The organism is Sphingomonas sp. SRS2, assembly GCF_000971055.1.
Classification (GTDB): domain Bacteria; phylum Pseudomonadota; class Alphaproteobacteria; order Sphingomonadales; family Sphingomonadaceae; genus Rhizorhabdus.
Genome location: NZ_LARW01000092.1, coordinates 48,111 through 68,286 on the forward strand (window position 1 = coordinate 48,111; position 20,176 = coordinate 68,286).

Annotated in this window: 21 protein-coding genes, 1 tRNA gene and 1 other RNA gene; 14 read left to right on the forward strand and 9 right to left on the reverse strand. The window is 64.3% G+C overall.

All coding sequences use genetic code 11. The features are described 5' to 3' along the window. Positions 1–15: 15 nt before the first annotated feature. Positions 16–609, reverse strand: coding sequence for a LemA family protein (locus WP12_RS12770; RefSeq protein ID WP_046194098.1), 594 nt, complete (start codon positions 607–609; stop codon positions 16–18). A gap of 132 nt (positions 610–741) precedes the next feature. Between WP12_RS12770 and mscL the strand changes: the two genes are divergently transcribed. The 7 genes from mscL (at position 742) to WP12_RS12800 (ending at position 8,336) form a co-directional block, all read left to right on the forward strand. Next, a complete protein-coding gene (gene mscL / locus WP12_RS12775) occupies positions 742–1,176 on the forward strand; it encodes a large conductance mechanosensitive channel protein MscL (RefSeq protein ID WP_046194099.1) in 435 nt (144 codons plus the stop codon). A gap of 5 nt (positions 1,177–1,181) precedes the next feature. Beyond that, positions 1,182–1,521: a transfer-messenger RNA gene (ssrA, locus tag WP12_RS24145) on the forward strand. A 357-nt stretch (positions 1,522–1,878) separates the two neighbouring features. Further along, a complete protein-coding gene (locus WP12_RS12780) occupies positions 1,879–3,702 on the forward strand; it encodes a DUF885 domain-containing protein (RefSeq protein ID WP_046194100.1) in 1,824 nt (607 codons plus the stop codon). A gap of 180 nt (positions 3,703–3,882) precedes the next feature. Next, entirely contained in the window at positions 3,883–5,043 is a 1,161-nt protein-coding gene (locus tag WP12_RS12785; protein ID WP_235399126.1) for an SGNH/GDSL hydrolase family protein, read from the forward strand. Then, on the forward strand, positions 5,040–6,467 hold the full coding sequence (locus tag WP12_RS12790; RefSeq protein ID WP_046194101.1) for a lipase: 1,428 nt from the start codon (positions 5,040–5,042) through the stop codon (positions 6,465–6,467). The genes WP12_RS12785 and WP12_RS12790 overlap by 4 nt, the downstream gene beginning before the upstream one ends. A 137-nt stretch (positions 6,468–6,604) precedes the next feature. Further along, a complete protein-coding gene (locus WP12_RS12795) occupies positions 6,605–8,002 on the forward strand; it encodes an MBOAT family O-acyltransferase (RefSeq protein ID WP_046194102.1) in 1,398 nt (465 codons plus the stop codon). Positions 8,003–8,015: 13 nt separating this feature from the next. Beyond that, positions 8,016–8,336 carry a hypothetical protein gene (locus tag WP12_RS12800; protein ID WP_046194103.1) on the forward strand — a complete coding sequence of 107 codons (321 nt, stop codon included), beginning with the start codon at positions 8,016–8,018 and terminating at the stop codon, positions 8,334–8,336. Positions 8,337–8,365: 29 nt separating this feature from the next. On the opposite strand, the gene ybaK is transcribed toward WP12_RS12800, so the two are convergent. Further along, the gene (gene ybaK / locus WP12_RS12805; protein ID WP_046194104.1) at positions 8,366–8,842 is read right to left on the reverse strand and encodes a Cys-tRNA(Pro) deacylase; all 477 of its coding nucleotides are present in this window, start codon (positions 8,840–8,842) and stop codon (positions 8,366–8,368) included. 164 nt (positions 8,843–9,006) lie between these two features. After that, the gene (locus WP12_RS12810) at positions 9,007–9,579 is read right to left on the reverse strand and encodes a cell wall hydrolase (protein ID WP_046194105.1); all 573 of its coding nucleotides are present in this window, start codon (positions 9,577–9,579) and stop codon (positions 9,007–9,009) included. A 464-nt stretch (positions 9,580–10,043) separates the two neighbouring features. Between WP12_RS12810 and WP12_RS12815 the strand changes: the two genes are divergently transcribed. The 5 genes from WP12_RS12815 (at position 10,044) to WP12_RS12835 (ending at position 14,258) form a co-directional block, all read left to right on the forward strand. After that, a complete protein-coding gene (locus WP12_RS12815; protein ID WP_235399127.1) occupies positions 10,044–11,186 on the forward strand; it encodes an AI-2E family transporter in 1,143 nt (380 codons plus the stop codon). 64 nt (positions 11,187–11,250) lie between these two features. Then, a tRNA-Asp gene (locus tag WP12_RS12820) sits at positions 11,251–11,327 on the forward strand. 192 nt (positions 11,328–11,519) lie between these two features. Continuing rightward, positions 11,520–11,942: a hypothetical protein gene (locus WP12_RS12825; RefSeq protein ID WP_046194106.1), complete on the forward strand. Its 423-nt coding sequence runs from the start codon at positions 11,520–11,522 to the stop codon at positions 11,940–11,942. Next, positions 11,942–12,895: a surface-adhesin E family protein gene (locus WP12_RS25545; RefSeq protein WP_200894520.1), complete on the forward strand. Its 954-nt coding sequence runs from the start codon at positions 11,942–11,944 to the stop codon at positions 12,893–12,895. The genes WP12_RS12825 and WP12_RS25545 overlap by 1 nt, the downstream gene beginning before the upstream one ends. Before the next feature lie 199 nt (positions 12,896–13,094). Further along, positions 13,095–14,258 (forward strand): GGDEF domain-containing protein, encoded by a 1,164-nt coding sequence (locus tag WP12_RS12835; protein WP_235399125.1) that lies wholly within the window; start codon positions 13,095–13,097, stop codon positions 14,256–14,258. Positions 14,259–14,277: 19 nt separating this feature from the next. Here WP12_RS12835 and WP12_RS12840 read toward each other — a convergent pair whose 3' ends face one another. Together WP12_RS12840 and WP12_RS12845 are read right to left on the reverse strand one after the other, a co-directional pair. Continuing rightward, positions 14,278–14,838 carry a hypothetical protein gene (locus WP12_RS12840; RefSeq protein WP_152663983.1) on the reverse strand — a complete coding sequence of 187 codons (561 nt, stop codon included), beginning with the start codon at positions 14,836–14,838 and terminating at the stop codon, positions 14,278–14,280. 1 nt (position 14,839) lies between these two features. Then, entirely contained in the window at positions 14,840–15,055 is a 216-nt protein-coding gene (locus WP12_RS12845) for a hypothetical protein (protein WP_046194108.1), read from the reverse strand. A 340-nt stretch (positions 15,056–15,395) separates the two neighbouring features. Between WP12_RS12845 and WP12_RS12850 the strand changes: the two genes are divergently transcribed. Further along, complete coding sequence (locus tag WP12_RS12850; RefSeq protein ID WP_046194109.1) at positions 15,396–15,602, forward strand: cold-shock protein; 207 nt, start codon at positions 15,396–15,398, stop codon at positions 15,600–15,602. A 4-nt stretch (positions 15,603–15,606) separates the two neighbouring features. Beyond that, positions 15,607–15,873, forward strand: a complete 267-nt coding sequence (gene infA / locus WP12_RS12855) for a translation initiation factor IF-1 (protein ID WP_046194110.1) — start codon at positions 15,607–15,609, stop codon at positions 15,871–15,873. A 221-nt stretch (positions 15,874–16,094) separates the two neighbouring features. On the opposite strand, the gene WP12_RS12860 is transcribed toward infA, so the two are convergent. The 4 genes from WP12_RS12860 to WP12_RS12875 form a co-directional block, all read right to left on the reverse strand. Beyond that, entirely contained in the window at positions 16,095–16,823 is a 729-nt protein-coding gene (locus tag WP12_RS12860; RefSeq protein ID WP_046194111.1) for a metallophosphoesterase family protein, read from the reverse strand. Between the two features lie 112 nt (positions 16,824–16,935). Further along, the gene (locus WP12_RS12865; RefSeq protein ID WP_046194112.1) at positions 16,936–17,616 is read right to left on the reverse strand and encodes an MgtC/SapB family protein; all 681 of its coding nucleotides are present in this window, start codon (positions 17,614–17,616) and stop codon (positions 16,936–16,938) included. A 437-nt stretch (positions 17,617–18,053) separates the two neighbouring features. Further along, complete coding sequence (locus tag WP12_RS12870; RefSeq protein ID WP_046194113.1) at positions 18,054–18,920, reverse strand: OmpA family protein; 867 nt, start codon at positions 18,918–18,920, stop codon at positions 18,054–18,056. Positions 18,921–19,212: 292 nt separating this feature from the next. After that, complete coding sequence (locus WP12_RS12875) at positions 19,213–20,106, reverse strand: LysR substrate-binding domain-containing protein (protein ID WP_046194114.1); 894 nt, start codon at positions 20,104–20,106, stop codon at positions 19,213–19,215. Positions 20,107–20,176 lie beyond the last annotated feature (70 nt).

Below are 20,176 nucleotides of genomic sequence, written 5' to 3' on the forward strand. Positions count from 1 at the left end.
TCACCGTCTTTGCGCTCAGAACTTCACCGTGGGTGCGGCGTCCGAACCCGCGCTCGCCTCGAAGGGCTGCATCGGCTGCGCGCCGTGGAAGACCTTCGCGCCGATCGCGCTCGGGAAGGTGCGGATCAGCGTGTTATAGGCGCGCACCGACTCATTATAGTCGCGCCGCGATATCGCGATGCGGTTCTCGGTGCCTTCGATCTGGCTTTGCAGCGCCATGAACTGGTCGCTCGATTTAAGGTCGGGATAGCTCTCCTGCACCGCGAGCAGCCGGGCGAGCGAGCCGCTGAGCTGCGCCTGCGCATCGGCGAAGGCCTTCACCTTGGCCGGGTCCTGCAAATCCGCGCCTGAAAGTTGGATGCCGGTCGCCCGCGCCCGCGCGTTGGTGACGTCGGTGAGGACGGTCTTCTCCTGCGCCGCGAAGCCCTTCACCGTGTTGACGAGATTGGGGATCAGGTCGGCCCGGCGCTGATATTGCGTCTGGACGTCGGCCCATTTCGCCTTGGCTTCTTCCTGGGCGGTCGGAACGCTGTTGATGCCGCAGCCGGTGACCGCGATCGCGGCGATGGGAGCGAGCAACGCAACGGAGAAACGGCGATCGATGGTCATCTGCGATATTCCCTGAGCCGACTGTATTATGCGGCTAGGTATGCCGCCCGTAACGGACTTCAATGCCCGGCTTGACCTTTATTGCATGGGCGCGATGATCGCGCCACGGCCAACTCATGGAAGGAGCGGACCATGCTCAACGAATTCAAGGCCTTCATCAACAAGGGGAATGTCGTCGACCTCGCCGTTGCGGTGATCATCGGCGCGGCGTTCGGCAGGATCGTCTCGTCGCTGACCGACGATCTGATCATGCCGGTGATCGGCTATCTCACCGGCGGCCTCGATTTTTCGAGCCATTTCCTTCGGCTCGGCGCGATCCCCGCCGATTTCAAGGGCTCGATCACCAGCTATACCGACCTCAAGACCGCGGGCGTTCCGCTGCTCGGCTTCGGGCAGTTCATCACTGTCGCGGTGAACTTCCTGATCGTCGCCTTCGTGGTGTTCCTGCTGGTCCGCTTCGTCCACCGCCTCAATCGCAAGACGGAGGAAGCCCCCGCACCCGCCGCCCCGCCCGAAGACGTCGTCCTGCTCCGCGAAATTCTCGCCGAGCTGAAGAAGAAGGGCTGAAACAGCCCCTTCAAATCCGCTGTGCATCCCCTATATAGGGGGGGCCGGGTTCACCCGGCTATGGTGATAAATGATGTCGCGAAATAGATGCAGCGGACCCGGGGGCGGTACCCGGCGGCTCCACCAGAAGGCCCGGAAACGGGGCTCCTGACGGGGCCGAACTAGGATCGACGTGTATTCAAAGGCGATGTTTTTGCCCGGCCTGAATGAGCCGTTAAACCGTTCAAACCTACAAGTGCTAACGATAACGAGGCACTCGCGATCGCCGCGTAACCTAGTCCTCACGGACAAAGTTACTAAGGCTTAGCGCGGTTCGGTCCGCACCGGGCAACAGAAGCGGAATCCAGCGGTTCGGGGAGCACCGGGCAACAGAAGCTCCCCACTTTCTCTGAAAATGTCCTCAGACGCCGTACGGTCGGCGTCCGCCGCCCTTGGCTTCCTCGCAAGAAGCCAGACGCGCCTTTCGCGCTTGTCTCCTCGAAATGCTACCACGACTCCAAAGTCCGGCGCCGGGACGCATCGCGTCCCGCAGGGGCGAACGGCCGTTCGAGCTTATGCGAGGAAAGCCAGGCGGACGGACGGATGCGCGCGCCCGGCTTTCGAGGCCAAACAAACAACTGTCTTCTACAGGCAATACACCCTTGCCTCCCCTAAAACGCCCTTTACTCTCCCAGCCATAACTCTCTCAGGGAGCAAGATTTCATGGATAGACGTCACTTCATCGGCTCGACCGGTCTCGCCCTGCTCGCCGGCATGCTGCCGCGTGTCGCCGAGGCGGCCGAGGCTTCGGGCAATGCCGCCGATCGCGCGCTCGCCGTGCTGGTCGAGAAGCTGTGGGAGGCCAGGCTCGACGAGAACCCCGAGCTCACGACGGGCCTCGGCCTCGACAAGGGCGCGCGCGCCGCGCAGCGCGGCAAGCTCGACCGCTACAGCAAGGCCGCGCAGGCCGAGGCGCTCGCCCGCAACAAGGCCGAGCTCGCCCAGCTCCGCGCGATCGACCGCGCCGCGCTCTCGCCGAAGGCGCAGCTCAACCATGACGTCGTCGTCTATATGTACGAGCAGGGCACCAAAGGGGCTTCGAAATATCCCTATGGCGAATCGGCGGGCTATTACGTTCCCTATGCGATCAGCCAGCTCAGCGGCCCCTATTCCAACATTCCCGACTTCCTCGATTCGCAGCATGTGATCGGCACGAAAGACGATGCCGACGCCTATATATCGCGCCTGCGCGAGTTTGCCCGCGTCCTCGACGAGAGCACCCGCTTTCAGCAGGACGATGTCCGATTTGGCGCCTATGCGCCGGATTTCTGCCTTGACCTCGCGATCGGCCAGCTGAAGTCGCTGCGCGACAAACCGGCGGCGCAGACCGTGCTGGTCGAATCGGTCGTCCGCCGGACGAGGGTCAAGAGCATCCCCGGCGACTGGGGCGCCGCCGCCGAAAAGATCGTAGCGAACGAAGTCTTCCCCGCGCTCGATCGGCAAATCGCGCTCGTCTCGGGACTGCGCAAGGCGGCGGTCCATGACGCCGGCTGCTGGCGCCTGCCCAACGGCGACGAATATTATGCCGACGCGCTGATGAACGCCACGACCTCGAAGATGACGCCCGAGGACGTTCATCAGGTCGGGCTCGAACAGGTCGCCGACATCACGGCGCAGATCGACACGATCCTCAAGAAGCAGGGCATGACCAAAGGCTCGGTCGGCGAGCGGCTGACCGCGCTCAACGCCGACCCCAAACAGCTCTTCGCGAACACCGACGCCGGCCGCGCCGAACTGATCGGCTATATCAATTCGGTGATCAAGGTGATCGACGCGAAGCTGCCCCAGGCGTTCGCGACGCTTCCGAAGGCGGCGCTCGAGGTCAAGCGGGTACCAGCCTTCATTCAGGACGGCGCCCCCAATGGCTATTATAATGCGGCGGCGCTCGATGGCTCGCGCGGCGCGATCTACTACATCAACCTCAAGGACACCGCAGACTGGCCGCGCTACGGCCTGCCCAGCCTGACCTATCATGAGGGCTCGCCGGGCCACCATCTGCAGATCAGCCTTGCGCAGGAGGCGAAGGACCTGCCGATGCTGCGCAAGGACGCGCCGTTCGGCGCCTATGTCGAAGGCTGGGCGCTCTACGCCGAACAGCTCGCCGACGAGATGGGCGTCTATGCGAAGGACCCGCTCGGCCGCGCGGGCTTCCTGCAGAGCTTCCTGTTCCGCGCGGTCCGCCTCGTCACCGACACCGGGCTGCACTACAAGCGCTGGAGCCGCGAGAAGGCGACCGATTACATGGTCGAGGCCACCGGCTTCGCCCGTCCGCGCACCCAGCGCGAGGTCGATCGCTACTGCGTATGGCCGGGGCAGGCGTGCAGCTACAAGGTCGGCCATATGAGCTGGGTCAAGGCGCGCGACGCCGCGAAGAAGATCCAGGGCGCGAAGTTCGACCTCAAACAGTTCCACCAGATCCTGCTCGAAGGCGCGCTGCCGCTGACGATCCTCGAGGCGCTGGCCGAGGAACGCGCGCGGGCCGCCTGACCAATCCCCCCTCAATCCTCTCCCGGAATGAGACGGTTGAGGGCTCACACGAGAGCTCCTTACGCCCAATTCCCCGAAGCCGCTCGACAGCGCGGCGGCCCGCATATTAAGGGGACGCAGCGATCCCGTTCCGCCGACCAGTGCGGCCGCGTCGGTTCGTAGCGGGAGTGTGTGCGGATCATGGTGAGGGCGGTGCTGCTTCTGTTCGATCGGGCGGCGGTCCTGTTCCTGGGTGTCGCGGCGGGTGTGGCCATCGGCTATGCCTTCGGCATCCGGCAGCAGGTCGAAAGCCCGGTGGCGACGGGTAACCTGGCGACGCCCGGCGAACCCGGCGCCAATGTCGCTCAGGGCCAGTCGCCCGATGGCAAGCCCCCGGTCCCGGCGGCGGGCGGGCTGCCCACGCCGCCGGCCGTCGCCGAGACCCGGCCGATCCAGCCCGGCATCGTCAACGCCATCGCTGCGGGCCGACCGGTGCGCGTCGGCGTGTTCGGCGACAGCTTCGGCGACGGCATCTGGTCAGCGCTCTATAATCAGCTCAGCCGCAAGGCGGGTTATCAGGTGATCAAGTACAGCCAACAGGCGACCGGCTTCACCCGCTACAAGACGCTCAACCTTGAACAGCATGACCGCGCCCGCCTCGCTTCCGCGCCCGTCGATATCGCGGTGATCTCCTTCGGCGCGAACGACATGATGGGGGTGGCTGATGGCGGCCATGTCTATGCGCTGCTGACGCCCAAGTGGAAGGCGGCTATCGCGCGACGCGTGACCGCCTATGTCGCAATGCTGCGCGATCAGGGGGCCATCGTCTATTGGGTCGGTCTGCCGAAGATGCGCGAGGCCGCCTATGACGCGGATGTCGCGCGTATGAACGCCTTCTACCGCGATCTGATGAGCCAGCTCGGCGTCGCCTATATCGAGACCGCACCCTACAGCGTCGATGCCGATGGCCGTTATTCGGCCTATCTGCCCGATGCCGTCAGTGGCAAGCCGGTGCTGATCCGCGCCAATGACGGCATCCATATGTCGATGAACGGCTATATCCGCATCACCCGCGGCCTCGCCGCGCGGGTCAGGAGCTATGTCGATCAGGCGCGCGCGCGGGCGGGGGGCGACGCGCCGCCGCCGCCGGTGGTCGCGCCCGCGCCGCTGGTCGTGCCGCCGCCGGTCCGGCCCGCGCCGAAGAAGCCGGTCGAGATCGAAGAGCTTCTGGAAAATGCCTTCGAGCCGGAACGGCCCGCCAAGACTGCTCCGCCAAAGCTCGAAGATCCCTTGCCGCCGGCCAGAGGCGCCCCTGCCAGCCTGTTGCCGCCCGACATCGGTAGCGACGACCCTCGCCGATGATTACCGCGCTCGCGCTTGCCGCCGCCGTCGCGACGGCTCCCGTCGTCACCGCCGATTGCGCGGGTGCGCTGTGCGACTATGCCGTGCTGCGGCCCTGGTTCGACAAGCTGGCGGCCGCACGCGACGGCAGCGGCAAGCCGGTGCACATCCTCCAGATCGGCGACAGTCACACCGCCGGCGACGCGATTACCGGCGCGTGGCGCGACATGCTTCAGGCACGCTATGGCAGCGGCGGGCGCGGGGTGATGCCGCCGGGCAGGCCGTTCCAGGGTTATAATCCACGTGGCGTCAGCGTCGATATGTCACCCGGCTGGACGGTCTCGTCGATCTTCGGCCCGGGCTCGAAGGAGCCACGCGGCAAGATCGGCCTTTCGGGCTTCAGCCTGACCTCGACCGCCGATGGCGCGCGGATCGGCATGACGGCGTCGGCGAGCCAGGCCTTTACCCGCTTCATGCTGTGCGCGATTGCCCAGCCGGGCGCGGGCGCACTTGTCGTCACCGTCGGCGGCGTCACCGAGCGGATGGAGCTCGGCGCGCTGATCACCCGTCCCGAATGCAAGGAAATGACCTTCGATCGTCCTCAGCTCGCCGTGTCGGTCGTGGCCGAGGGCGGTCCGGCGACGATCACCAGCTGGGCGAGCTTTCGCGATCTGGGCGGCGTGACGTTGTCCAACGTCGGCGTGGTCGGGTCGCAACTCGTTCATTTCGGACGCAATGACGACGCGGTGGTCGCGGAGGAACTGCGCAGCTATGATCCCGACCTGATCGTCCTCGCCTTCGGCACCAACGAAGGTTTCGCGCCCCGGGTCAGCCCGCAGGAATATGAGATTGCCCTGCGCAGCCAGATCGGGCGCATCCGCCGCGTCGCCGGGCGCGTGCCGATCCTGCTGCTCGGCGCGCCCGACGCGCTGACGCGCCGCAACGAACTGCTCAACAACGCGCCCACCGTGACGCCTACGCCGTGCATCGAGCCCGTGTCGCTCCCGCCGCTGGCGGTCGATCCTTCCCCCGCGCAGGCGCAGCCAGCATCGGACGCCGCTGGAATCGAGGATGTCCTCGACGCGCTTGGCCAGCGCGCGACGGTTTCGCGCGGCACCGCCCCCTTGCTGCCCGCGCTCGTGCAGCCCGCCGCCGCGCCGCGTGTCGGCTGGGCGATCACCGCGCGCCCGCTCTTCCCGCCGCCGGGTCTCAAGGCTGTGCGCGAGGTCCAGCGCCGCGTTGCGCATCAGCTGCGGCTCGGCTTCTGGGACTGGGAGGCGCGGATGGGCGGCCGCTGCACCGCCGTGACCTGGGTCAAGATGCCGCCGGCGCGGATGCGCGGCGACTATGTCCATTTTAACAGCGCCGGCGGCCAGGAAATCGCCGCCCGCCTCCAGGCCGATATCGAGGCCGCCGCCAATGCCGGTTCGGGGTGGCGGCGGTGACGGGGTATCCGCTGCCCCGTTCGTCATTCCCGCGAAAGCGGGAATCCATCGACGGCGGAACATCTGGCTTGAAGCGGCTCGCTACCATGGATTCCCGCTTTCACGGGAATGACGTTGGGCGGGGACGTTAGCGTCCGATGCTCTTCCCAACCCTCGACTTCGGTATCTTCTTCCTCGTCGTCTTCGCCGTCATCTGGGCGGTGTCGCGCAGCAACGAGTGGCGCAAGATCCTGCTGCTGCTCGCCAGCTGGGTCTTCTACGGCGCCTGGGACTGGCGCTTCGTCGCGCTGCTGATCGCCTCGGCGGTGATCAACTGGGGCGCGGCGCGGATCATCGACGCCAGCGATGCGCCGGGCGCCCGCAAGGCGGTGGTGACGATCGGCATCATCGGTAATCTCGCCATTCTCGGTTTCTTCAAATATTACGACTTCTTCCTCGAGCAGCTCGGCGTGCTGCTCGCCGACTTCGGCTATGCCCGCGATCTGCCGCTGCTTCAGATCATCCTGCCGGTCGGCGTGTCCTTCTTCACCTTCCAGGGCATGTCCTATCTGATCGACGTCTATCGAGATCGCATCCGTTCGGAATCGCTCCTCGATATCACCCTGCTGATGTCCTTCTTCCCGCATCTCGTCGCGGGGCCGATCGTGCGCGGGGCGGATCTGCTGCCGCAATTCCGTCAGACGCCGAAGCTGAACCGCAGCATGGTGGCGATGGCGCTGCTGCTGATCGTCTGGGGGCTGTTCAAGAAGGCGGTCGTCGCCTCCGAACTGTCCGTCAATCTGGTCGATCCGGTGTTCTTCGATCCCGCCGCGCATTCGAGTCTTGATCTCGTCCTCGCCGCCTATGGATATGCGGTGCAGATCTACTGCGATTTCTCGGCCTATAGCGACATGGCGATCGGCATCGCTGCGCTGTTCGGCTATCGCTTCCCGCGTAATTTCAATCAGCCCTATCGCGCCGCGTCGATGCAGGATTTCTGGCGGCGCTGGCATATCAGCCTGTCGAGCTGGCTGCGCGACTATCTCTATATCGGGCTTGGCGGCAATCGCGGCGGCCTCTTCATGCAATGCCGCAATATCCTGCTGACGATGCTGCTCGGCGGCTTCTGGCACGGCGCGAAATGGACCTTCCTGATCTGGGGCGGCATCCATGGCGGGGTTCAGGTGATCGAGACGCTGTGGCGCAAGGCGGGGCTGCCCGGCCTGCCGAAGCTATTGGCGATCCTCGTCACCTTCCACATCGTCACCTTCGGTTGGATCTTCTTTCGCGCCGACAGCTTCGATTCGGCGATCACCTATCTCGGCGGGATCGGCGTCGGCGACTGGAGCAACGGCATGACCACGCCGCTGCTCGCCGGGTTGATCGTGCTGGGCATGGCGTTCCACTTCACCCCGCCGCTGCTTGCGCAGGGCATCGCGCTCCGCCTGCGCGCGCTGCCCGCGCCGCTGCTCGGGCTGCTCATCGGGGCAGCGATCATCCTGATCGACGCGATGCGCTATGAAGGGGTCGCGCCCTTCATCTATTATCAGTTCTGATGGAGACCGGCTCATGACCCGCGAGATGAAGGAGCATGAACTGGCTTCCCCGGTCGACCTGCCCGGCGAGCCGATCGAGAAGCGCGCCCTTCTCTGGACCACGCTGACCATTGCCACCGCCGCGATAGTGCTGCTCTTCTTCAATGCCGGCACGCTTGCCGTCTGGGTCGACGAGAAGCCGGTGTCGGACGTCCAGCAACAGGCGTCGGCGGTGGCGGGGGAATGGAGAGCGATGGCAGAGGCCGATGGCCGCACCGCCCCGCGCGACGCGCTGCACAAGCGCTGGAAACAGCTTCAGGCGGCGCGCTTCGGCGACGAGGCTCCGGGCCAGTAACGTCCACCCGGCGTAAGCCCGGGCGACGTCTATTCGGCCACGACATCCGCCACGATCGCGCCAAGCGCCTTCGCCGCATCACCCGGCGCGAGGCGCACCTGCAATCCCCGCTGACCGCCATTGATATAGACCAGATCCTCGCCCATCGCGCCCGCTTCGATCGCTACGGCGACGCGCTTCTTCTGGGCGAACGGGCTGATCCCGCCGACATGATAGCCGGTGATCCGCTCGGCATCGGCAGGCTTCATCATCTGGGCGGATTTGGCGCCAAGCGCCGCGGCGGCCTTCTTCATCGAAAGCTCGCGGTCCGACGGGATCACCGCGCAGGCGGGCCGGCCATCGATCTCGATCATCAGCGTCTTGAGCACCCGCGCCGGATCTTCACCCAGCGCCTCGGCGGCCTGCAGTCCGACCCGCTCGCCCCCCGGCGCATAGTCATAGCTATGGACGGTGTGGGCTACCCTTGCCTCAGTCAGAAAGTGGGTCGCGCGGGTGGTCCTGGACATGGGCACGACCTACCCAGAATCGTCGTTCCAGCGAAGGGGGATGTTCGCCCGTTCGGAAATCAGCCCTCAACCCGTCCTTGCCGCAAAGCGGGAATGACGAAGCGCCTCATATGCGAAAGCCCCGGCGTTACGGCCGGGGCTTTCACGAAATCCGGTTCGGACGCTTAACGGTAGAAGACGTGGTCGCCGACCATCGAGATACGCTCGCGCGTCTTGAAGAAGCGGTTCGGCGCCTGATAGGCGGCGTGGTAGAAGACCGCGCCGGGGACGATCTGCTCGCCATGGCCCGCCATCGCCTGACGCGACACTTCGATCGCGGTTGCCCAGCGCGACGACGCGCGCGGCGGGTTATAGCTGTTGGTGTTGAAGAACTGGCCGGGCTGATTGACCACCTGGCACACGGTCTCGCCGAAGCGGTCCTGGCCTACGCGGTTCATGATCAACTGCGCGACGGCGAGCTGGCCGCTGCGCGGCTGGTTGGCGGCTTCGTGCATGACGACCTTGGCCATGCATTCGAGCTGCTTGTCGATCTGGGATGAGGCGATGACCGCCTCCTTGAAGAGAACCTTGTCGATCCCGTCATCGACGACCAGTTCGTCGGCGGTGATCTGGGCGGACATGTCATATGCGAGCGCCGGTTCGGACGTCGGGATAGCCGCAAAGCCCATGGCTCCGGTCGCCGCGGCAAAGATCATCGCAGCAATCATGAGCGGATGTTGAGCCAGTTTTGCGGACATTCAGCACTCCATAAGATGCGCAAAAGCCCACACTCGCCCGAACCTCAAAACAAAGGGCGAGGTGCTCATTCACGACTTGTCGGCAGGGAGGCGGAAGTACGTCGTGCCCCCGGACGACCAATTTCGAGGGGTCCATTGGCCGGGTGCCGGACCAGAGTCAATGAAAGCACGACGAATCGTTTCGTCGGCGGGGTGGGACGAGCAACGCTATATGTTGTGTTTTTGTGCAGTTGCTAACGCAACCGGCCTTATCTTTGCCATGAACCTGTTGTGTTGTCGTAATAATCCAGAGCCTGATCAGCCGCCCCGCCGGACCCGCTGGCGGGTTTCGCCGAAGGAGGCGATAATGGCATTGGGATGAGATGAACGCGCGGAGCGAATCGATGCAGGAGGAGGCGATCGACGGGGGAGAGCAGGCCGCTTCGGCGGAAGCGACGCCCGTTGTCGATGCGTTGCGCGCGTCGATGGAAAGCCAGGCCGAGATGGCCTATCGCCGGGATCGCCTGCTCGCCTGGCTGGCGCTGACGGCGGGCGCGGGCATCATCCTGGCCATCCCCTTTGCGCTGCGTTCGGGCGCCGAGTTCTTCCTGCCGGTGACGATCGCGCTCGTGATCGCGGTGGCGATGGTGCCGCTGCTCGAGTGGCTCGAGCGGCGCGGCCTGCCGTCGCCGCTCGCCGCGCTGTTGTGCGTGCTGCTGTTCCTTGGCCTCACCAATGCCGCGATCGCCTCGGTGATCGTCCCCGCCACCGAATGGTTCGCGCGGCTGCCCTCGCGCATCCGGCTGATCCGCGAAAATCTCTCGCCACTGATCGATATCTATTCCTCGTTCGAACGATTCGTCGACGAGACGATGGGGTCGCTCCTGCGCAGCAGCTCGGGGCGCGGTCGGTCCGTGACGATCGAGCAGCCCAATTCGCTGTTCGACTATGTCGCCACTTCTGCCCCGCATGCGCTGGTGCAGATGCTGTTCGCTACGCTGGTGGTCTATTTCTTCCTGTCGAGCTGGACGCGGATGCGGCGGCGGACGATCACCAACCGGGGCAGCTTCTCCAGCGCGATGACGACCGCGCGGGTTATCCAGGAAATGGTCGACCGCACCTCGGCCTATCTGGCGACGATCACCGCGGTGAACATCGGCATGGGTATTCTCGTCTCGCTGATGCTGTGGTTCGCGGGGATGCCGAGTCCGATCATGTGGGGGGGGCTTGTCGCGATCCTCAACTACGTCCCTTATTTCGGGCCGATCCTCGCGACCGGCCTGCTCGCGGTCGGCGGACTGATGACCTTTTCGGATCTCGGCTACGCGCTGGTGCCGGCATCTTTGTTCATCGCGGTCCATCTCGTCGAGGCCAATGTGTTGACGCCTATGCTGGTGGGCCGGCGGCTGACGATCAATCCGCTGCTGATTCTCGTCGCACTCAGCTTCTGGAGCTGGGTGTGGGGCACGGCGGGGGCGCTGCTGGCGGTCCCGCTGCTGATCATCCTGAAGACCGTTCTCGACGCGGCGGGCCGGCCGGATATCGCCGGATTCCTGTTCGCCGAAGGCACCTTCACCAACGCGCATGAGGACGAAAACGAAGCCCTGCCGCCAGAGCTTCGAAAATGATGCCGCACTGTGTTGACAGGCAAACGACCCTCCACTAGTTGCCCCGTCCACGACGCGATCGTTCGCGGGTGTAGCTCAGTTGGTTAGAGCGCCGGCCTGTCACGCCGGAGGTCGCGGGTTCGAGCCCCGTCACTCGCGCCACTTTCCTAAATGTGATGGAAAGTGAAGCTGTTCGTCCCTTCGGGGCAACTGCGCGCGTGCATTTTTCGATCAGTCCGTGCGACGTCCGGCCAATGATTTGGCGGCTAAGGATCGCCAGTTCATTCCGGACATAAACCTATCTGGACTCTTCTGAAAAATCGCGCATCATTGCGGGTCAGGAGGGGGCTCCCAATGCGAATGATCAGAACTCTTGCGATCTTATTTGCGGCACTTCTGGGTGTTAGCGCGAGCGCTCAAGATAGCGCCAACACGCTCACGCACGGCATGGCGCAGATGACGCTGCACATAGGCACCACCACACAGACCGAGGTGCTCGAAACCTTTGGGGCGCCCAACATCACGACATTGGACGGCCAGGGGCAGGAGGTCTGGGTCTATGATCGCCAAGCCACGGTCACATCGTCTGGAAGCAGTGGCTTTTCGATCGGCATGCTGCTTGGTGCTGGCGGGGGTAGTTCGGCGGGCGCGGGCGGACTGGGCTTTGGCAAGAGCAAGAGCAAATCCACACAGACCCAGCGCTCGATGACGCTGATCATCAAGTTCGGCGCGGATAAACGCGTGAGCGACTTCAAGAGCCGCAGCAGTTCGTTCTGATGTTTCCGCAAGCGCATATTCGCTTTGGCGCGATGATAGGTATCGCCGCCGCCTTTGCCTGCCCGGCTTCCGCCAAGGAGGCGCAGGTCACAGGAATGGCTCTGCAGCAGATTCAGGCCAAGGACTTCGAAGCGCCGGTCTCGATCGTTTTTCCTGCTGTGATGACGATTTTACAGGATGCGGGGTTTCGGATTCAGAGCGCCGATCGAGATACCGGCCTGATCACAGCGATTGGTCCGTCCAAGGCGTATCTTACTTGGTTGCCGTTCATAGGGTTTGGCCAAGGCAAGAAAATTCCGATCGTGTCCGCCTTCATCGAGCAGCGAGGAGCCGACCTGACGCGTGCACGATTGAATTTCGTTATGAGCTCCGGGAAAAGCCAATTGGCCTTCACCGACGAAAACCCTGTCCTAGATCCACCAGTCTACCGAGAAGCCTTTGAGCGCATCGAGAAGGAGATATTCGTAAGGCAGGCGATGGCGGCTCCGCTTCCGCCGACACCACCACCTCCTCCTCCAAGAGCGCCCGTCCTTCCTTTAGCCTCTCAACTGACCGTCGCAGCAACCGAACTCTTGCCGCGGCAATGGCATCAGGCATCCTATTCTCCGGATGTGTCCGTGGCTTTCATCGATGCGGCGAACTCCACGCGCGTCGGTGAAGTGGTTCGGTTTTGGCTGTCCATCTATTACCGCCCCGATCAGGGCAGCGATCACTTCATTGCATCCCGGGAAGCGAACTGTTCGACACAGGCATTCCGGGATTTGTCGACAACGCATTACATGGGCAAGGCAAGCGTCGGCTCGTCCAAGGTCGCGACAGCATATTCCCAGGCAAAGCCGAACACCGTGAACGACGAAATCATAAGGACAGCGTGTGGCATTCAACCGCTGGGCAAGCCGTTCAAAGATACCGATGCGGCGGCTCAGCTCTATTTTGAGAACGCCAACTGGTGATGGGCGCGCCGCTCAACTGACATCAATGTCATTATTTTGCGGGCCCAGCCCGAGTAAAATCTCCCCCGTTTCGAGGGTTTTCTCGACCATCGGCCTATGTTCGCGCAGAATCGCCGCATTTCTCCTAATGTTCTGGCAACCTCGCTCTGTTACGTTGCGCCCCTGCCGTGCACCGCGGCCTCGTATGTGGAGCCCTTGGTTGATCTCTTTGCGTAACCTTCTGCGTGGTCGCCGCCGTCGGGCGGCCGATATCGTGAAGGCCCGGCTTTCGGAAGCCACCTATGTCGAGCTGGTCCAGTCGCTATTCGGCCTGACTCTGCCGGCGGTGATCATGACGATCTGCTTTGCCGGCACCGGCGCCTATATCCTCGCGCATAGCCACGATGCGATGCTGCCCTTTCTCTACGCGCTGGGCATGGTCGCTTCGGCGCTCCGACTCGGCTCGCTGTTCGGCAACCGGGCGCGGGCGCGTTCGGAGACGCTCGGCACCAATGTCGCCCGCGCGATCGAGCGGCAGTTCGGCGCAACCTATATCCTCTTCGCGGCGACATTCGGCGCTTTTACCGCGCGCGCCTATGCGGTGGTCGACGCCGATCTCCATATGCTGCTTGTCGCGCTGATTTACGGCTATGGCGCGGGGGTGGCGGCCACGGTCTCGCTGCGCCTGTGGATCAGCGTCACCGCTATCCTGATCGGGATCGTGCCGATGATCCTGGTCAGCTTTTTCATGCCCGGCGGCGCGAGCACCGGGACCGGATTGCTGACCGCGTTGTTCCTCGGCGGTGGCGTCCTGTCGATGATCCAGCGCTATCGCGATACATCGTCACAGATCTCGATGCGCCGGCTGATGGAGACGCTGGCGCGCCAGAACGACCTGACCGGTCTTCCCAACCGTCTGGTGCTGCGTGAGCGCTTCGAGCAGCTTGCCACGCGCGCGGATGGCACCGAACTGATTGCGGTCCACTGCGTCGACATCAATCAGCTCGATCCGGTGAACGAGATGTACGGCCATATGGCAGGCGACGCGCTGCTGAAAGCGGTTGCGCAGCGCCTGCGCCGCGTGGTGCGCGGCGACAATCTCGTGATCCACCTCAATGGCGACGATTTCGTCATCATCCAGCCCAACATGGCCGCCGCCGCTGAGGCGGAGATGCTGGCGCATCAGGTCGTTGCGACGCTCGACAAGAGCTATGCGGTGGCGGGCGAGGATATCATCATCACCACGAACATCGGCTATTCGATCGATCTTCAGCAGGGCGCCGAACTCGAACGCCTGCTGCTCGGCGCCGAACGCGCGCTGCGGAGCGGCAAGCGGCAGGCGAGCGGTGTGTCGGCTTATGCGGGAACGGGCCGGGCGGCGTGAGTCCGGTTCGGCTGCCGGATCAGGCGGCCAGCGGCAGCTCTTCGCCGGCAAGTTCGGCGTGGCCGATGAGGCGCACCGACAGGCCGGCATAATAGGTGCTGATCGTCCTGAGATCGATCGTCGAGAATTTCGCCGCGACGAGGATGTCGCCGGCGGTGGTGCGGCGGCCGCGGAACAGCGCGAGCAGCACGGCCTTCTGCTTCCCGAGGGTCAGCAATATGCCAAGGTCGTCAGCGCTGCCGCCGAACAATGCGGGATAGGCGGCGAGCTTGTTGGCGGCGCTGCGCCGCCGCTTGAACGCGGTCAGCGCCGTCCCGCGCAGCCCGGCGCTGGCGGCGATCTCGTCGAGCAGCACCAGGAGAAAGCAGTCGAGTTCGCGCAGCGCATTGGCGAGCACCATCGCATGGCGTGAAACCGACGCGGTTCCCCGCGCCTCGATTACCGCTGCGCGGGCATGGAGGAAGGCGGTGCCGCGCACCATCGTGGCGATGGCGTCCGCCAGCCGGTGGGCGCGTAGTGCACTGGCGGGGTGGCTGTCGACGCCGCGTCCCCCGCCATCCCGCCAGGGATGTCGATGCACCCTAGTGGCGGGGGCGGATCGGCATCCGCTGCACTGCGCCCGTCAGCACCTTGTTGCCATAGGCGCGGGTGATGACCGCCGTGTCGTGCGCGTTGAGCAGCACGACGCGGGTGCCACCCGACTGGAGCGGCTCGATCACGCTGATGACGGCCGCGTGCTTGGCGCACATATCGGTGACGTGCGCCAGCGTGGCGTCTAGGTTGATGGCACGGGACATAGGGGAGGCTCCTGCACGACGCGATCGTGCCTGCCGGAATTAGCCCGATTGACCTTAGGCGCTGGCGGCCGATTTGTCCGTAATTATTTCAACAGGGCGTCAGTTCCCGCAATAACCCCGAAAACATACGCTTAATATTCATTGTTTATCACAGAAAACATGCGGCAAATCGAGGGTAGTCCCGCGCTCGATTGACTTTTAGGCCAGAAATGGTAGATGAACCGGGCTAACGTCGCCTGCGACGGATTTTGAGGCTTCGTAGCAGGCCGATCTCTCCCTTTCACGCTACTGGCCTTCCGGCACGTCGCCGGGAGAAATATTTTCTGTGAAAGGACGACTTATGCTCACCGGCGTCGTCAAATTCTTCAATTCCGATAAGGGTTATGGTTTCATCGCGGCAGAGGATGGCTCGGGCGATAGCTTCGTCCACATCACCGCCGTCGAGCGCGCAGGGATGTCGACCCTCGAAAAGGACCAGCGCATCAAGTATGAGCTGGAAACCGACCGTCGCGGCAAGCAGTCTGCCTGCAACCTGCAGCCGGCCTGATCGCATGGCCAAGGAGGACCTGATGGTCCTCGACGGCACGATCGATGAAATACTTCCCGACGGGCGCTTCGGCGTCACACTGGAAAATACTCATCGCATTATCGCTTACACCGCCGGCAAGATGCGGCGTTTCCGCATCCGCTCGGTGGTGGGCGATCGTGTCCAGGTCGAGATGACTCCCTATGACCTCGACAAGGGCCGGATCATTTTCCGCGAACGAACCCCGGGCGCTGCGCCCGGAGGCCCGCGTCGCGGCGGTTTCCGCCGCTAATCCATAAGATAGATATACAGCGCGCCATGGCATGGCGCGCCAAGGATAATATGAATCAAATTTCCACTTCGCGTTCCGTTACTTCCAAATCCTCTTACCTAGACCGGCGATCCGCCGCCCCGCGTTCAGCCGTGCTGACGCGCCGCGAGCTCCGCCGCATCGTCGCCGAAATGCTCGGCTGACGGCCCGCCCTGTGCGGATGACGCACAGGGCGACCCAATTCACATCATCGTGCGTACTGCGGTGGCAATCTTGCCGCCGTCGACCGTCAGCATATTGAACGATGGCGGCGTCGCGCGCGTGCGGTGCGACAGCGTACCCGCGCCGATGACGCGTATCGGCCGCCCATCGGCTTCGATCAGGCTGTCGAACGGGTCATGGACATGACCGCTCAGCACCACATCGGCCCCGGCCGCCGCCAGCTGCGACAATGCCTCGCGTCCGCGCAGGGTGCGTCCCCGTGACCGAATGTCGTCGCGGTCGATAAGCGGATGGTGGCACGCGACTATGGTGACGCTCCCCGGGGGCTTCGCCTCGATCCGCGCGATCGCCTGCCGCAGGCTGTCGTCGCCAACCACGCCCCACGACCAGTTGAGCCGCCACTGGAACCGCGCCGTGGTCTTTAGCGGCACCAGCGTAGCACCCGGCAACGACAGCGGACGGGCCAGGTTGGCCTCGATCCTGCGAAAATGCCGATAGGGCCGCACAAAGCGGACGAACGGATTCCACGAAAGGTCGTGATTGCCCGGCTCGATCGTCATCGGCACGTTCAGGCTGCCCAGCCACGCCGCCGCCGCCTCGAACTCGCTGCGCCGCGCGCGCATCGTCAAATCGCCGGTCACGACCACCGCATCGGGCCGCTCCGCCGCGACTGCGCCGGCGAACCAGTGCAGCGCCGCCTCGTCGGCACAGCCGAAATGGAGGTCGCTGACATGGAACAGGCGGATCATGACGCGCTTTCCTCGATCGTTCGGATGACGCGCAGCATGCGCATGCCGCTCCAATCGCGGACAGCGGCAGAGGTTCCGCCCCACAGGTCGGGCACCATGGCCCCCGGGCTCGCTAGCGGTTATCCAGATCGAACCCGATCACCTCGGGATCGGCCCGCAATGCGGACGTCAGCGACGCTTCCTTGGCTGCGGTCGTTCCGCCGATCGTCGCGCTGATCTCGTAAATCTCATTCTGCAGGCTCTGCGACATGGCCAGATGCTTGATGCCATGCGCAGCCAGCAAGGCCGTAAAGCCACCGGGCGTATCGCCTGCGTCTCGGGCATATCTTATCCTGAGCTGCGAGAATCTGCGTTGCGGCAAAAACCGTTCGGTTATGTCGGCGGCGGCGAGAACCAGCAAGGTGGCGATCGTCGCCCCGACCGCGAGGACATAGAAGCCGACCCCGAACAACACGCCTAGCGCCGAGGTCATCCACAATGACGCCGCCGTCGTCAGCCCTCTGACGGTGACGCCTTCCCTGAAGATGACGCCGCCGCACAGAAATCCGATGCCGGTGAGCACGCCATGGGCCATGCGCACCGGGTCGATCCGGACGATGTCGTTGGGCGTATCGGTCAGCCAATGAATCTGATGCACCGCGGCAAGCATCAGCAGCCCCGACGACAGGCCGACCAAGATATGCGTGCGAAACCCGGCGGGGCTCGCCCGATATTCGCGCTCCGCGCCGATTAGGGCGCCCGCGGTGGCGGCGCCAACCACCGGCAGGATCAGGTCGATAGCTTGGATGGTCATCGTTCCTCGTTGCTTCGCGGCTAAACGGCGGGCGCCCGCGATAGTTCACTTCGCCAGCGCGACCTTTGATGAGGTGCCCGGCGCGGTGTGCGGCGGCTCGCCCCCGATCCCGCACGCCAATCCTTACCGGTTGCCAGTCGGCAGCCCTTTCAGATCGAACAGATAGTCGCGCCCATGCGCGCCTTCGCGGTCTTCGACCGCCCCGGATCCGTGGAGTGGGGTCGGGATCGGTGTCAGTCAAGGTCGCTCGCGATCCGCGTCGGCTTGTTCGATACGGGGTCACCTCGCCTGAGAGCGAAGTACTGTTCGTTTGTCGAGTGACAGTGCGACCGGGCGATAACATGGGCACGAATGACCAATCGAACAAACCCCGCCGGCTCGCACCGGCGGGGTTCCTCTTTGGTGGTCCGGTCTATCTCTCTGCGGAGATCAGTATCTCACAAGTCGTCGACGCTCTTGCTCACCAGGATGTTCACCGCGACACGGCGGTTCTGCGCTTTGCCTTCGTCGGTATCGTTGCTCGCTGCCGGGTCGGCTTCGGCCATCCCGGTGGGGGTCAGCATACGATAGGGCTTCCAGCCGCACGCCTGCTGGAGATAGTTGATCACCCGGCTGGCGCGTTTCTCGCTGAGCTGCTGGTTGAACTCCTCGTCGCCGACCGAGTCGGTATAGCCGACGACCAGCATCAGGGCGTTTTCCTGCGCCTCGGCCGAGCTCGCCGTCTGGCAGAGGTTGGCCTTGGCCTCGGCGGAGAGTTCCGCCTTGCCGGTGTCGAAGTGCACGTTGACCGTGCCCTTGACGTTATACTTGTCGATATCGCCCATCCGGCCGCGCAGCGCCTCGGTCGCCGCGGTCTGTTCCTCGAAGCGCTGGTCCGTCGCGTTGCGGATCATCGTCGCAGTCTTGAGGTCCTTGTTTTTCAGACTGATCTGGCTCGCGACCAGCCCACCGCCCGATTGCCCGTCGCGCGGCTGCAACGTCTTGACCGTGATCGGCAACCCGTTGAGCAGCGAATCCGAGGCAAGCTTGCTGCGGCCGCTGAACAGGCCGCCGCCGCTCTTGATCTTCGTGGCGTCGTTGACGGCGACGATCGTGCTGGTGCCGTCGGCGCTCGTGACCTTTATCTTGTCGTCGTTGCGTGCGGAGATGACGCCTTTGATATCAGGGCCGGCGATCATATCCGGCGCATTGACCAGAATGCCCGACTCTGGGGCGGGCTGCTGCGCCGACAGGCCGCCCGCCATAGGCAGGGCCATCAAGGCAAGCATGACGCGAATATTCGGCTTTTTCGAAATGACGCGCATTATAGCGACTCCTTTATCCTACCCCTCTGTTTCTCCTGCGTGTTCAGATCGACCTGTCTGCCAGATGAACGGCCAACACCAGACGCCCTGTTGTGCGGTTGTTTGGAGCTCAGCGTGCGGCGAACCGAAGGGAAGGGGCCGGCGGGTGCACGGGTTTGCGACGGGAGAAGGGTCGGTTCCGTCAGACCGATTCCCGCCTCGCGCCGTGTCGGTATGCAGCGCATCGGAGCCGTCGTCGATGACGGCGCTTCGCCAGGCTCATGGCCGGTGATCGCATGCTGCCGCAAGCCGTTCAGCCCCACGCGCCTTGCCGCGCGCTCTGGCGCATCGCCTCGATGAACACCCGCACCGCCGGTACCGCCGCACGACCGGCGTCGTACAGCAGGCTCACCGGCATCGAAGGCGGCGCATGCTCTTCCAGCAGGGGCACGAGCCGGCCCCCGGCGATCGCATCGGCAGCCTGATAGCTCAGCACATTGGCCAGTCCCAATCCCGCCTCGGCCGCCGCGATCGTCGCGTCGATCGTGTTGAGCGTCATCCGGGCGGCCACGTTGACGATCATATCGCCCTTCGAGCCGAACGGCCAGGCGGTGCCGACCCGCACGCCGCTCCCCGTTATGCAGCGATGGCGGCACACATCGGCGGGGCTTGCCGGGACGCCATGTTCGGCCAGATAGGCCGGACTCGCGACGATGGTCTGGCGTACCGATCCGATCCCCACCACGCGCAGCGCACTGTCGGCCAGCGTCCCGATCCTCACCGCCACATCGATGCCTTCCTCGATGATGCGAACATTGCGATCGAGCAGCATCATGCGCGCGCTCAGCCCGTCATGCTTCGCCAGCAGCGCGTCGATGACCGGCAACACATGCAACCGGCCGAACGTTACCGGAGCCGTCACATAGAGCTGTCCACGCGGCACCGATCGGCCGCCGATCACGATCTGCTCGGCTTCACGCAGTTCGGCCAGGATTCGCCGCGCGCGATCGAGCAGGGCCGCGCCCTCGTCGGTGAGCGAAACGGCGCGGGTCGATCGATGGAACAGCGTGACGCCCAGATGCCGTTCGAGCGCCGCGACCGCGCGGGTCACCGCCGGGGGCGAGATGTTCAGCGCGCGCGCCGCCGCCGCGAACCCGCGCCGGTCGGCTACGGCGACGAACGCCGTCAGGGTCTCGAAACGATCCATTATTCTCCATAGCGAAATAGTGAAACACTATACTCGCCGATTATCACCTTGGCGGCAACCAACTATCTCC